Annotated in this window: 12 protein-coding genes; 2 read left to right on the forward strand and 10 right to left on the reverse strand. The window is 40.7% G+C overall.

The window, feature by feature from the left end:
• Window positions 1-35 precede the first annotated feature (35 nt).
• Window positions 36-1,388, reverse strand: coding sequence for an MATE family efflux transporter (locus tag ACSSWA_RS11640; protein WP_437356745.1), 1,353 nt, complete (start codon window positions 1,386-1,388; stop codon window positions 36-38).
• Window positions 1,389-1,509: 121 nt separating this feature from the next.
• On the opposite strand from ACSSWA_RS11640, the gene ACSSWA_RS11645 reads away from it, so the two are divergent.
• Window positions 1,510-2,061: a helix-turn-helix domain-containing protein gene (locus ACSSWA_RS11645; protein WP_437356746.1), complete on the forward strand. Its 552-nt coding sequence runs from the start codon at window positions 1,510-1,512 to the stop codon at window positions 2,059-2,061.
• On the opposite strand, the gene ACSSWA_RS11650 is transcribed toward ACSSWA_RS11645, so the two are convergent.
• A complete protein-coding gene (locus tag ACSSWA_RS11650; RefSeq protein ID WP_437356747.1) occupies window positions 2,049-2,663 on the reverse strand; it encodes a hypothetical protein in 615 nt (204 codons plus the stop codon). The two genes, ACSSWA_RS11645 and ACSSWA_RS11650, sit on opposite strands and share 13 nt — an antisense overlap.
• A gap of 102 nt (window positions 2,664-2,765) precedes the next feature.
• Between ACSSWA_RS11650 and ACSSWA_RS11655 the strand changes: the two genes are divergently transcribed.
• Window positions 2,766-3,470 carry an SDR family NAD(P)-dependent oxidoreductase gene (locus tag ACSSWA_RS11655; RefSeq protein ID WP_437356748.1) on the forward strand — a complete coding sequence of 235 codons (705 nt, stop codon included), beginning with the start codon at window positions 2,766-2,768 and terminating at the stop codon, window positions 3,468-3,470.
• On the opposite strand, the gene ACSSWA_RS11660 is transcribed toward ACSSWA_RS11655, so the two are convergent.
• The 8 genes from ACSSWA_RS11660 to ACSSWA_RS11695 form a co-directional block, all read right to left on the reverse strand.
• Window positions 3,467-4,627 (reverse strand): acyl-CoA dehydrogenase family protein, encoded by a 1,161-nt coding sequence (locus tag ACSSWA_RS11660; RefSeq protein ID WP_437356749.1) that lies wholly within the window; start codon window positions 4,625-4,627, stop codon window positions 3,467-3,469. The two genes, ACSSWA_RS11655 and ACSSWA_RS11660, sit on opposite strands and share 4 nt — an antisense overlap.
• A 17-nt stretch (window positions 4,628-4,644) precedes the next feature.
• The gene (locus ACSSWA_RS11665) at window positions 4,645-6,435 is read right to left on the reverse strand and encodes an acyclic terpene utilization AtuA family protein (protein ID WP_437356750.1); all 1,791 of its coding nucleotides are present in this window, start codon (window positions 6,433-6,435) and stop codon (window positions 4,645-4,647) included.
• Window positions 6,425-6,946, reverse strand: a complete 522-nt coding sequence (locus tag ACSSWA_RS11670; protein ID WP_437356751.1) for a biotin/lipoyl-containing protein — start codon at window positions 6,944-6,946, stop codon at window positions 6,425-6,427. The genes ACSSWA_RS11665 and ACSSWA_RS11670 overlap by 11 nt, the downstream gene beginning before the upstream one ends.
• A 14-nt stretch (window positions 6,947-6,960) precedes the next feature.
• A complete protein-coding gene (locus ACSSWA_RS11675) occupies window positions 6,961-8,442 on the reverse strand; it encodes an acetyl-CoA carboxylase biotin carboxylase subunit (RefSeq protein ID WP_437356752.1) in 1,482 nt (493 codons plus the stop codon).
• Window positions 8,443-8,461: 19 nt separating this feature from the next.
• Window positions 8,462-9,253, reverse strand: a complete 792-nt coding sequence (locus ACSSWA_RS11680; RefSeq protein WP_437356753.1) for an enoyl-CoA hydratase-related protein — start codon at window positions 9,251-9,253, stop codon at window positions 8,462-8,464.
• Window positions 9,254-9,262: 9 nt separating this feature from the next.
• Window positions 9,263-10,873: a carboxyl transferase domain-containing protein gene (locus tag ACSSWA_RS11685; protein ID WP_437356754.1), complete on the reverse strand. Its 1,611-nt coding sequence runs from the start codon at window positions 10,871-10,873 to the stop codon at window positions 9,263-9,265.
• Window positions 10,874-11,025: 152 nt separating this feature from the next.
• Window positions 11,026-11,565, reverse strand: coding sequence for a hypothetical protein (locus ACSSWA_RS11690; protein ID WP_437356755.1), 540 nt, complete (start codon window positions 11,563-11,565; stop codon window positions 11,026-11,028).
• Window positions 11,566-12,241: 676 nt separating this feature from the next.
• The coding region (locus ACSSWA_RS11695) for a methyl-accepting chemotaxis protein (RefSeq protein WP_437356756.1) at window positions 12,242-14,288 on the reverse strand (2,047 nt) is incomplete at its 5' end.

Raw genomic sequence — 14,288 nt, forward strand, 5'->3', positions numbered from 1 at the left:
ATCGGAAGATATTAAGATTGTCAAGTATTTATTTGCTATACTTTTTTGTAAGTCTGCCAGTTGCCGTATTTGAATTTAATGTAAATGATTCCCGCATAAAGAATGACATAGAAAGGCAGAGCCAGCCAGGCGCCGATCAAACCGAGTTTAAAGACTACTCCGAGCAGATATGCGATGGGCACAAAAACAAGCCAGTTCGAAATTACCTCGGCCACCATCACAAAAAACGTTTTGCCCGCGGCTTGAAGACCGTTTGCAAGCACTACTCCGAAAGAATAGAAAATTTGTCCGAACCCGGCAATCCTCAATGCTGGCGCGGCGGTATCGATTACATTGGCGTCGTTCGTCGTAAGAATCAAAACAATTCTCGGCGCCGCAAGGAAAATAATGCCGACCAGCAAAGTATATAAAGCCGCCAATTTGCTGGTTTCGAATCCGTAATGCCGGGCGCGTTCGGTATCGCCTCTTCCGAGATTATTTCCCACCAGAGTTTGAACGGCTATCCCGAATCCGAAACACGGCATCAGAGAAATCAAGAGAGCAGTAAACACTACGTTGCTTGCAGCCTGTTCCAGAGTGCCGATCAATCCTGTAATCGAAATAAAGCTAAGAAAACCAACCAGAATAAAAACATTCTGGATCGAAACTGGCAGCGAAATTTTTATAATCGATTTAGCTATTTCGGGCACAAACCGGAGATTCCTGAAATATTTGTACGTTCTTCTGTAAGAAGGCAGAACAGACACTCCGAAATAGAAAAGCGCGTCGCATACGGTCGCCAATGTAGAACCCAAACCTGCGCCTGCAAGTCCCATCCCTTCAATCCCGAACATGCCGTATATGAAAATATAGTTAAAGATAATATTTAAGAAATTGGCGATGATTCCCGAAAACATAAAGATTTTAGTTTTACCGATACCGAAATAAAAGCCTCTGTACGATACGGTCATCAGGAAAAACGGAATGCCGAGGAACCTGTAATGGAGATATTCGCCGGCGTAAAAAGCGACTTTGTCGTCGACCGCCAGAAAATTTGCTATCGTATCGGCAAAAACTATAACGAGAGAACTGATTAGAAGTCCGATCATCGTGGCAAGCGCAAGCGACGTATTCAATACTTTGCCGCAGCCTTCGTAATTTTTTTCACCGTATCGTCTGGCAATTACAACGTGAGTGCCGGTAGCGAGACTCGAAAAAAAACTCACCACAGCCCACGTTGCAAAAACCCCGATTCCCATAGCTGCCAGATAGTATTTCGCGTCGGGAAGTCGACCTACCATAGCGGTGTCGACCATCGAAACCACCATCTGTGTGGAAAGTCCCGCAATAGCCGGAAGAGCTATCTTGAGTATATATTTATGATCTTCTGTAAAAGAAAATAATTTCATGGTTTCTAAAATATCGAATTAAGAATTACATCAAAAATAATTTATGTTTCCAATGCAATTAATTTAATATTAACTATTTGTGGAAAATTTTACTATTTTGCGTACAAAACAATCCGTCTGAATGGACAGAAGACAGGAAATATTGACCCTGATCAAAACACTGGGGATTAGCATTAATCACCTGGCAGGACAATTAGGACTTAAAACGCATACGCTCAATTATCTGCTTCACGACTCATCGGCTCTCGACGACGAGCTTTATACTCAAATTAAAGACGTTCTGGATAATTATCAGTATGAATTAAGGTTATTCAACGAACAAGAGGAAGAGACGCTCGATTTATTCGACGAAGACGAACAGCATCAGTTCATGGGCGAGCGGATACGTCTTTTTGCCAGAAGGAAATTCGGCACTTTGAAGAAGCTCGCAGACGCGATGGAAATTTCGCCGCAGCAATTGCAACAATACATAAGCGGAAAAAGAGAACCCGGCTCCAGAATACTTATGAAATTTCTGAAGCTCGGGTGCGATTTAAACTGGCTTCTCGGAGGCAGAGAATCAAACGAATCTTACAGGATTCAAAAACTCGAAGCTCGCATTAAAGAATTAACTAAAGGACTCGAAGAAATTTCGGAAAAAATCAACGATCTTCTGAGGAATCAAAACAGATAGATGAATCTGAATGCAATATCCCCGCCGCTGTAATTTTTTCTTCCGCCTACCGAATCTTTGAAATCCGTCATCAGATTGTAACCTGCTTCCGCTCCCATGATGAAATGCTTACCCAGAATAAAATCGATTCCGGCCAGAGGTTTCACTCCGAATACCGATTCCGACCGTGCGGACGTCTGAACAATAGAATTTTTTGCTTCGCTTCCGATATAAACGCCCGCAGCCAATCCCGCAAAAGGTCTTATTTTGCCGGGATTTTCGTCAATGAAATAATAATTGACTCCCATCAATAACGGCACTACGCTGCTGGCGCTCTGCCCTGTGTTCCAGCCGTCCACTTTAACATCGGCGGAACCGTTTAAAAATCCGAGGCTGAAACGTATCGATAAGTTTTCCTGCAGCCAATTACTGTAAAACAAACTCCCCATAAATCCCGTAGCAGAAGCGGTAACGTTATAAGCGGCAGAAACACTGTTTTTTTCCGAGTTCAGATACGTACCCAATGTAAAACCGAGCGCAGATTTTCCTTCAATCGATACCGATTGAGCTTTAATGCTTACCATCAAAATAAATCCCATTAACAACGGATATGTCTTTTTCACTCTTCCCTCAATTGAATGATACGTCAAACTAAAAATAACTTCTTCTAAATGCAACAAAAATATCCTGTTTTATTATCTTTGTATTAAAAAAAGAAATTTATTATGAAAACCTTAGAAAACAAATGGGCTCTGGTAACCGGAGCCAGCCGGGGAGTTGGAAGACAAATTGCAATCGGACTGGCGGAAAGAAAGTGTAACTTGATTCTTCATGCCCGAAGTAAATCGAATCTAACCGCGACGGAAAATCTGATAAAAAAATACGGCGTAAATTTTATATCGGTCGAAGCCGAGCTATCCGACGAAAAACAAGTCGACGGAATGATATCCGAGATAAAAGAAAAAATCGGAACGGTAGAAATTCTTTACAATAATGCGGCAATAATGAGCAAATACAATGAAGATTTTTTCAGAATCGACATCGACGAGTATAAAAAAATATTTGAAGTAAACGTTTGGACTGTAATCAGATTATGTTCGGCATTTGCGCCGATGATGAGAAAGAATAAATGGGGCAGAATAATTAACGTTACTTCAGGAATTGAGAATCAACCTCAGCTTGCGCCCTATTCGATATCGAAAGCTGCAATCGATAAATATACCAAAGACATTGCAGGAGAATTAAAAAAGGATAACGTTCTTGCAAATTTACTCGATCCCGGCTGGCTGAAAACGGATATGGGCGGTAAAGATGCCTGGTTCGAAGTGGAAACCGTATTGCCGGGCGCGCTCGTGCCGGCATTGCTGGACGACTATTCGACGGCAGGCGAACTGTTCCGCGCTCAGGATTATAAAATGCTGGAACGCTAAAATATCGGATTCAGCCCCAGATGGCGCGCTATTACAATCCTTTGAATTTCCGAAGTGCCTTCGCCTATCTGCAATAGCCGCTGGTCTCTGTAAAAACGCTCTATTTCATATTCTTTCATCAGACCGTAGCCGCCGTGAATCTGAAGAGCTTCGTCGGCAATTTCGCGCGCAATTTCCGAGCAATATAACTTTGCCATTGCCGCTTCGGTGGTAAAAGGTTTTTTATTGTCTTTCAGCCAGCAAGCTTTATACAGGAAAGTTCTTGCCAATTCGATTTTCATCGCCATATCCGCCAGCTTAAACGAGTTTACTTCGAAATTGCCAATAAATTGTCCGAACTGTTTTCTGGTCTTCGAATATTTAAGAGCCAGTTCGAAAGCTCCCTGAGCGCAGCCCAATCCCATAGCGGCTATTGCAAGTCTTCCGGAATCGAGCGTCGAAAGCATAATTTTGGAACCCTCGCCGATTTTTCCCAATAAATTTTCTTCGGGCACGAAGCAGTCGCTCATAAACAATTCGGCTGTGTTCGAGGCGCGCCACATCATTTTGCCCTTTAAGGAGGAAGTTGTAAAACCGGGCGTTCCTGTTTCAAGAAGAAAGCAGCTGAATTCTTTATGATCTTTCTCTTTAATTCCGGTTCGAGCTTTAATTGTGGCGCCGATTGTCAAAGGAGTGTCGCCGTTTGTAATGAATGTCTTCTGCCCGTTCAAAATCCAGCCGTTCTTAGTTTTGCCGGCGGATGTATTTGTTCCGTTTGAATCCGAACCCGCATCCGGTTCGGTCAAACCGAAAGCCCAAAGCGCATTTCCGCTTGTTAATTTGGGAAGATATTTAAGTTTCTGTTCTTTAGAGCCGTATCTGAAAATCGGGCCGGTTCCGAGCGAATTATGAGCGGCAACAGTAGCCGCCTGCGAGGCGTCTACTCTGGCAAGCTCTTCGACAATAATTATATACGATAAATAATCGAGTCCCTGTCCGCCGAATTCGGGCGATACCGTTATGCCCAGAAATCCCATCTCCCCCATCTTTTTTGTAATCTCAAGCGAGAACTCCTCTTTTTCGTCGAGTTGTTTTGCAACCGGACGAATCTCATTTTCCGCAAAATCTCTTACCGAATTCCTCAACATTTCATAATCGCTGCCCAATTCGAAATTCATGGAACCTCCCTATTTTGTTAATCTTTGAGAAGACGGCCCGGTACGGAAATTTTTTGATTAAGAAACGCCTGGGCATAAGTTTTACCCTGAGCGTCGATTTTCAAAGAACGGGTGCCTCCGCCGTCGAGCGATTTTTCCAGCAAAAAATTAAACGCATTAAGGTTTGGCAATTCGTACCTTACAACTTTGCCTTTACACAAATCCCTGAAAAGATATTTCATATAATCGGCGGTAAGATAATCTTTAAGGAAACGATAAATTTTTTCGTTCCTTGCAATTACTCCGATATTTGCCGTATCGCCTTTATCGCCCGACCTTGCCAGGCAAAGGTCGTAAAATCTTACCGGCGTATCCGCATCCTCCGGCAATCCGGGCACAAACGATTCAACTCCGGCTGAAATTTGCGCCTCGCTGCCGCCGTTCTCAATTTCTTTTTCAAAGCCGGTAACCGTCTCGATTTCAAATTTATCCTCCGGGAAGAAAAGAAGATAAGCTTTAACTACGGATTTAGGTATAAGAGCCGGCCAGTACGTAATTACGCTTCGAGGTCTGGGACGCCCGCCAGTGACTGCAATTCCGGGAGGCGAGCTAAGAATCAAAGGAGCTATTTGTTTCGAGAATTCATTCAATTTATTCAAATCGTAATCGTAAGCGCTGAAGCGCAACAATATTTCGTTTGCATCATCGTACTCTGCAAGCGAACCGTGGCACGCGTTAAACCCTACAAATTCGGTATTGGTTCTTTCAAAATCGATTTCCAGTCTGCTCCAGAAAATCTCTTTGATTTTCTCCGCTTTGCGTAGAACGCCGGGTCCGCTTACAATTACCGAGCCTTCTATTTTATATCCGTCTTCGTATGCCATCGACACTTTATAAAAAGGGGTAGAAGGCTTGCCTTTAATATTTTTGACGCGCACTCTGTCGATATCTTCCTGAACAAGTTCTATCGATTTGAAATCCGCAATTACATCGGGCGAAATATATTCGGAAGGATTTCCCATTTCGTAAAGCAATTGTTCTTTAACCGTATTTATTGTTACGCTGCCGCCCGTATTATCGTGTTTTGTCACTACGAATTCGCCGTCGGGATAAACTTCGACAATCGGATATCCGAAATTGTCCCATTTGTCTATCTTATGCCAGTCTGAAAAATTTCCGCCCGAAGCCTGAGCGCCGCATTCGATAATGTGACCGGCTACAATTCCCGAAGCGAGCTTGTCCCAGTCGTCATAACTCCACCCGAATTCATAAATCATCGGAGCCATAGTAATCGATGTATCCGTAACCCTGCCGGTAATTATAATTTGCGCTCCTTTTTTCAACGCTTCCACAATCGGTTTTGCTCCCAGATATACATTCGCAGTCTGTAATTTATCTTTTACCGATTCGAAATTTTCTCCCGTTTCGATATTCCGGAACGAAGCTTTTTCGGGATAATATTCGTTAATCTTGTCGACAATATCGTCGCCGTAGACAACAGCCACTTTCAGGTCGATATTCAAATCTTTCAAAACTTCGGTAATTTTTTTGCCGCATGCAACGGGATTGATGCCGCCGGCATTCGTAATAACGACAATCCCCTTCTCTGCTATCAATCCGGCGTTTTCTTTTATCTGATCAATAAAATCGGTTACATAGCCGAGTCCGGGATTTTTCATCATCTGTTTTTTAAGAATGCTCATCGTAATTTCCGCAAGAAAGTCCATCGTCAGATAATCTATTTCGCCATGCGTTATCTGTCTGTTGAATGCTTTTAGATCGTCGCCCCAGAATCCTCCCGCATTTGCAATGCGAAGTTTATTTTTCATAATCTTGCCCCGCCGTAATTGGTTTTGTTTTAATTAATGTTTTCTCCGTATCGACGTTTTCGCCCTCTTGAACAAATATATTTTCAACGTATAAATCAAACGGAGCGTAGATATTATTTTCCATTTTCATAGCCTCTACAATTATCAACAAATCGCACGCTTTCAGTTTCGCTCCTTTTTCGACGCAAACTTTTACGACCTTACCGGGGATCGGAGATTTGATTTCTTCTTCTCCGCCCTTAGCGTCGACCGAACCGTAATAGTCGTCGGATTCATTCCTATGCAGTTGATAATTTATTCCGTCCAGCGTGATAAATACTTTATCTCGATATGCGGATATAAAACAGCGATATTTTTTGCCGTCGACAAGCAAAATCAATTCGTTTTCGCCGGCATATAAAATTTCCGCTTCTATTTCTTTCTGTCCCGCTTTAATAAAAATTTTATTACCGGATAATTTCCGCGCGGAAACGGCGAGTTCTTTTCCGTCTATGTTTAAATTTTCTTGCATTCATTCTCCCTTATTTAAAGACTGCCGATAATCTTCCACACATTAAATTCGTTATCAATAGCTTCTCCGTTTTTTATTTCGTCTTTGGCGCTTAATTTTTTTGCCGCATAAATTGCAGTCGGTATTTCGACTTCTAACGCATTTCTCTTTTTATTCAGATGTTCTTTTAAATTTGCTTCCTCCGTTTTGCAAAAGTCGGTGTAGAATTGATTGTTTCTGAATTTATTGTTTTCCAGAATTGCCAGAAGGTATTCGATGTTGGTGTCGATACCGTGTACAATGTAATTTTTAAGCGAATAAATCATTTTATCGACAGCGTCTTCTCTGCTCTCTCCGTAAGTAATTAACTTTGAAATCATCGGATCGTAATGCGGTTGAATTACTGAGGGCTCGATTATTCCGGTATCGTTCCTTACGCCCGCGCCGTACGGAAGCTTAATGAAATTGATAAATCCCGGCGAGGGACTGAAATTAGTCAACGGATTTTCGGCGTATATCCGGCATTCAATCGCATGCCCTCTCGGGTCTATTGTATCGAGATCGAGTCGTTCGCCGGAAGCAATCAGTATTTGATGCTTAACCAAATCGATACCAGTAACAAATTCGGTAACCGGATGCTCCACCTGAATGCGGGTATTCATTTCAAGAAAATAATAACGTCCTTTTTCATCCAACAGAAATTCGACAGTCCCCGCGTTATAATAATTTATCTCGCGGGCTAATTTAAGAGCGTCGTTTCCCATTTTAACTCTTAAATCCTCACTAACAGAAGGCGAAGGCGATTCTTCGATAATTTTTTGATATCTGCGTTGAATTGTGCATTCCCGTTCGTTCAAGTGTATAAGTTTGCCGAATTTATCTCCCAGGATTTGAAATTCGATATGTTTCGGTTTGGCTATATATTTTTCGACGTAAACGGTTCCGTCACCGAAATAGCTTTTGGCTTCCCTTCCTGCGGCTTCGAGCGCGCCGGGCAGTTCGTTTTTGGAATTAATAATTCGCATTCCTTTGCCGCCTCCGCCTGCCACAGCTTTAATAATCAATGGGAATTCAAGATTATCCGCGCCTTTTAAGATAGTATTAACGTCGCCTGTAATTCCTTTAAGAACCGGCACGTTTAAGCGCCCGGCTAATTTTCTCGCGTTTAATTTATTTCCCATAGTTCGAATTGCCTGCGGCGAGGGACCGATAAAAATCAAATTGTTGTCGACGCACGCCTGCGCAAAATCGGCGTTCTCAGCCAAAAATCCGTAGCCGGGATGGATGGCGTCGGCGCCGGAATTTTTTGCCGCTTCAATTATTTTATCGATATTCAAATAAGTATCCTTCAAACTTCCATCGCCTATAAAAACGGATTCGTCGGAAATTCTGTTATAATAAGAATTGCGGTCGTCCGAAGAATAAATCGTAACGGTTTTGATATCCATTTCGCGGGCAGTTTGAATAATTCGGACGGCTATTTCCGATCGATTGGCAATCAGGATTTTTTTTATCATAAATTTTCCGGCAATAAATTTATTTATTTTTACGCCAGGAAGGTTTTCGTTTTTCAAGAAAACTGTTCATCCCTTCCTGCCCTTCTGGGGAAACTCGCATCTCGGCAATAATTTTTGCGGTAATATTTCCGGCTTCTTCGTAGCTGTAAACGTTTACGATATCGCGAATCAATTTCTTGCATATTTTGACAGCCTCTGGAGCGGATCGCAAAAACAGCTCGACGTTTTCTTTGTATACTTTATCAACTTCATTTTGTTTGACGACTAAATTCACAAGTCCCATTTTATTTGCTTCGAAAGCGTCTATTCTTTTGCCTGAAAGCATTAAATAGCGCGCGTTAAATTCGCCGATTCTTTTGATAACGTAAGGACTGATAACCGCAGGCGCCAATCCGATTTTAACTTCGCTCAGCACAAAGAAAGAATTTTCTTCTGCGATAACAAGATCGCATGCCGCAACGATGCCGTTTCCCCCGCCGATGACGGCGCCGTGCACAAGCGCAATAGTCGGTTTGGCAAACGAATATATTTTATCGATTAATTTGGACAGTTTTTTGCTGTCTTCGAGATTCGTATTATAATCGTACTGAGCCATTTTCTTCATCCAGTTCAGGTCGGCGCCGGCGCAAAACGATTCGCCGTTGCCTTTAAATGCGAGTAAACGACAGTCTTCCGTTTCCGCAGTATCAATTGCGTCAATCAATTCCTCAATCATTAAATCGTCGAAAGCGTTATGTATTTCCGGTCTGTTTAATACAATGAAATAAATTCCGCCTTCACGGATAAAGTTGATTGTTTTATAATTTTTCATCTGATACTCCTACATTCTGAAAACGCCGTAACGCGGTTCGGGAATCGGTTTATTCAACGACATAGAAATTCCGAGAGCAAGAATTTTTCTGGTATCAAGAGGATCTATTATTCCGTCGTCCCACAATCTAGAAGTCGAAAAATAAGGCGAGCTTTCGTATTCATAACTTTCGAGAATTTCGTTCAACAGTTTTTCTTTTTCTTCTTCATTCAAAGCTTTACCGCGTTCTTTTTTCAATTGAGCTTCTTTAATCTGAATCAAAACGCTAGCCGCCTGCTGCCCGCCCATTACCGATATTCGGGAATTGGGCCACATAAAAAGGAGTCTCGGATTGAACGCTCGTCCCGCCATTGCATAATTGCCCGCTCCGAACGACCCGCCTGTTACAATTGTAAATTTCGGAACGTCCGCATTTGCAACTGCATGAACAAGTTTGGCGCCGTCCCGAGCAATTCCTCCGTGTTCGTATTGCTTTCCTACAATAAAGCCGGTTATGTTCTGAAGAAAAACAATCGGAACTTTACGCTGAGCGCACAGCTCGATAAAATGAGCTCCTTTGAGAGAAGACTCCGAAAAGAGAATGCCGTTATTGGCGATTATACCGACAGTAAATCCCATAATGCGCGCAAAACCGGTAACAATTGTAGGAGCGTAGCGGGCTTTGAATTCATGGAATCTGCTGCCGTCCGCGATACGCGCTATAATTTCTCGCGCGTCCACTTGCTTTTTAATATCAAGCGGAATAATTCCGTAAAGTTCATTCGGATCGTAGTACGGCTCTTCGGGAGCGGCAATGTTTACGAATTGTTTTTTGTTTTTGGGCAGCGTTTCAAAAACAGATCTGCATATTTTCAAAGCGTGAACGTCGTCTTCCGCCAGATGGTCGGACACGCCGGAAATTCTCGTATGAACGTCGGCGCCGCCGAGTTCTTCAGCGGTAACTTCTTCGCCTGTAGCGGCTTTAACCAAAGGGGGACCTCCTATAAAAATAGTTCCCTGATTTTTAACTATAATGGTTTCATCCGACATAGCGGGTACGTACGCGCCGCCGGCTGTGCACGAACCCATTACTATTGAAATCTGAGGAATGCCCAATCTCGACAATCTCGCCTGATTGTAAAAAATTCTTCCGAAATGATCCCTGTCGGGAAAAACTTCGGCTTGCTGCGGCAGAAAAACCCCGCCCGAGTCGACCAGATAAACGCATGGCAGATTGTTTTCAATTGCAATTTCCTGAGCCCTCAAATGCTTTTTTATAGTTTCTTTAATATAAGTTCCGCCTTTAACCGTTGCGTCGTTGGCTACAATAACCGCTTCCCTCCCGTGAATAATTCCGATACCGGTTATAATTCCGGCGGATGGGAATTGATTGTCGTATTGGTCGAACGCCGCCAATTGGCTCAGTTCCAGGAAAGGAGTATCGGGATCAATCAGGCGTTCGACTCTTTCTCTGGGAAGAAGTTTGCCTCTGGCTTTGTGTTTTTCGACGGCTTCTTTTGATGCTCCGTTTTTGACCTGTTCGATGCGCCTGTGGAATTGTTCAACTAATTCGCGGTATTGAGCGGCGTTTCGTTTAAATTCCGGCGAGTTGGGATTAACGTTCGACTTCAGTCTTTGCAATTGATTTCTCCTTTAATAATTCAGCCGTCAAAAAATTAATTCATCAGCTGATTGAACCGGAAAAGCGCAGAAGTCGATCTAACTGAAGCCCCCCAATAATTTATTCGGATTATAAGACACTCTATGGCAATTTAACGAATTAATTTTCAAAATCAAATCTTATTTTCCGGCGCATACACCGAAACAGCTCTGGCGGCATTAAGGAGTCTGAAAACCGAAGCCGTAAAGGACGCGGCAATTAGCATTATCAGCGTAATGGGAATCCAATGATTGAACGACAAGCCTTCGTAAGCCATGAAATAAATGATTAGCAGTATTAATCCCACGCTCATATTTACGGACAAAAAGAAATTTCCTATAATTCTTTTCGTGTTCTCATCGAGTTTGCCTGCAGCTTCCAGTTCGAATCTTTTGCAAATGACCGCATATGTATTAACCCATTTCTCTTTTCTTTTTAAGACCAGCGCATACAATAACGATTCGATTACAAGACCTGCCGACTGCTGGACTAACGCAATAGCAGTAATAATACTCGCCGATACCAATGCGGAATCGTCTATCCGCCCGAGCGATTCGGAACTGATTTTTGCAAGCGGATAAAGAAGCATCAATATCCGCCATATGCCGTAAGTAAATAATCCGGGAATAATTAAAGTCAGAAGAATCCAGATATTTTTTGTTATCGATTCCATTTTTCCATCTATTTTAATGAGTAATTATTAACCCATTCTTGTGCGCATGAATCTTTATAAAACAAATGTATTCGAAACAGCAAATAGATGATAAGCATTTTTCCGGTTTATATCTACTTTTTTGGGAAGCGGTAAACAAATTAGGAAGTTGATTGAGCTTATAAACAGTGGTTAAGATGATTTTTCCAAATTAAAGGAAAACTGAGGAATCAATAAAACCGTGAGAATTAATGTCATTAGAATTGCGGGAAGGACATTGTGAAGCTTATGGGATACGTTTCGTGCTTCGACAAGCTCAGCATCCGTGCTTCGACAAGCTCAGCATCCGTGCTTCGACAAGCTCAGCATAATTATTAATTAATCAACCGGATTCTTTTATGAGGAGAGTCTTCCCGCTGCGCTATGCAAATCGCTATGGGGCGGGAGCCTGTCCGTCCCCTGACGGAATCGCTTCGCTCCCTCAACAATTCCAAGGAGTTTGCCCCGCGATAGGCGGGGTCCTGTCCGTCTGTGTCGGACTTATCCGTCTGTGTCGGACTTGTCCGTCTCCTGACGGAATCGCTACGTTCACTCAACATTATCCCGCTGCAAGCGGGACTCTCTGATTACGCTCAAACCATTAATTAAACATTTACACAAATTATTTACACATCAAATTTAGTCTTCATAAAAGCAATTACTTCATAACCGAACTCAACAGGGAATTTTTATACTTTGTTGATTTTATTTCTAATTTACTTAATAAATTAACTATTTCGTCACTATACTCTTCAATCTCAGTTAATTTACTTTTTGCTAATTCTTTATTACCATTATTAACATGATTGATTATTTCTTCTGCTACCTTATGTAATTCAATATGATATTTTTCTAAATCAATAAATTCAGGTTCATTTTTAAAGAAAGCATAACCCGAACTGTAATACCATTTGCCAAGTGAACAACCTTTATAATTACCAGCCACACGGGGTTCTACAATTTCTTTGCCTAAAATTACATTGGATAATCTAATTTTCCATTGACGGTGCGCTAATTTTGCAGCTGAAAAATCGAAATCATCTATTTTAAAATTACCTTCAGCAAATTGTTTAATTTCTTTCTCTGATTCAGATAATTTAAACATACTTAATAATTCCTGTAAGTTAATTGCGAGTTTAGTTAGATCATTCGAACCAACTGCAATTTGTGAAAGTGCTTGGACTGATTGCTCTATCATATTTGAAATATTTTCTACATTTTCATAAACCTGTTTTGAAGTAGAAGATTGTTCTTCGCTTGCTGCGGCTATTTGATTGATGAGCTCAATTACTTCTTCTATATCAGCTGGAATTTTTTCGAGTGATTTTTGTGATTTTTCTATAAGTTTAATTATTTCCAGTACTTTTTTGTTGCCATCATTCATTGACTCAATTACATTATGTGATTCCTTTTTAATGGCATTTATTATATCCCCAATTTCTTTTGTCGATTTTGAAGAACGTTCGGCTAATTTGCGTACTTCATCTGCCACAACTGCAAACCCTCTTCCATGTTCTCCTGCTCTTGCTGCTTCTATAGCTGCATTTAATGCCAGTAAATTCGTTTGTTCGGCTATTTCATCAATTACTTGTAATATTCCCGTTATTGATTCTGTGGATTTTCCGAGTTCTTCTAATTTTTCAGTTGCACGCTGAACAAAACTTGTTATTTGTTTAACTTTATCAATAGTTTCTCCAATTTCATAAATGCTATCTTTTATTATTCTTCCATTTGTAGAAACTTTATTTGCTGTTTGAATAGCATTTTCGGCATTTGAATGAATAGCAATATTCATCTGGTCTGCGGAAGTTGTTATTTCGTTTATTTCTACTGATTGATTTTTAAGTGTAACATTAAGTTCTTCTGTTGTTGCAGAACTTTGATTTGTAGAACTTGCAAGTGTATCCGTTACGTCTCGCACCTGCTTGAGGATATCTTTTAATGAGTATACCATAAATTGTATATATTCTAATATCAATTTATTGTTCTCGTCTTCAAAATGATCAATATTAAAATCAATGACGAAATTTCTATCTGATATTTTTTTTAACAAATCTTTAAGATTTTCTGATTCTTTCTTTAATATAGAATTTCTTTGAGTTATGTACTCAATAAATTCAAAATGAATTATATTACTAACTACAATAACAGCAAGCATTTCAATAAACTTTTTATCTTCTTCATTAAATGGTTGACCGTTATTCTTTTCAGAAACATATAGATTACCATAACTTTTATTTTCGTGAATTAATGGCGTTGCAAGTAGTGTCTTCATAGCAGGATGATTTGCTGGGAAACCATACGAATGGGAATGTTTTGATAAATCATCGAGCATTAATGTTTGCTTTGTTTTATGAAGATATCCCAACAAACCTTTCCCTTCCGGATATTTACCAATTAATCTTTTTGTATTTTCATCTATGCCACGTGTAATAAATTTTTTAACTCTAAAATCATTATCAAATACTGAAATTGCTACATACTTTACATCAAATATTTGTTTCGCAATATCAGCTAATACTTCAAGAATATCGTCAATACTTTTCTGATTACGGGTTTTGAAAAATGCTTCTGTTATAAAACTTGTTTTGGATACAAAACTATGAAAGGTCTGGTGTACTATTCTCATGTCATTTTTAATATCATTCATTTCATCTTTTATTTTGAATTTTTCATAAGTTTCAGAAAAATCTAATGAAGCTAAC

Origin of the sequence: Melioribacter sp. Ez-97 (assembly GCF_051488665.1) — a bacterium.
In the GTDB taxonomy this organism is placed as follows: domain Bacteria; phylum Bacteroidota; class Ignavibacteria; order Ignavibacteriales; family Melioribacteraceae; genus Melioribacter.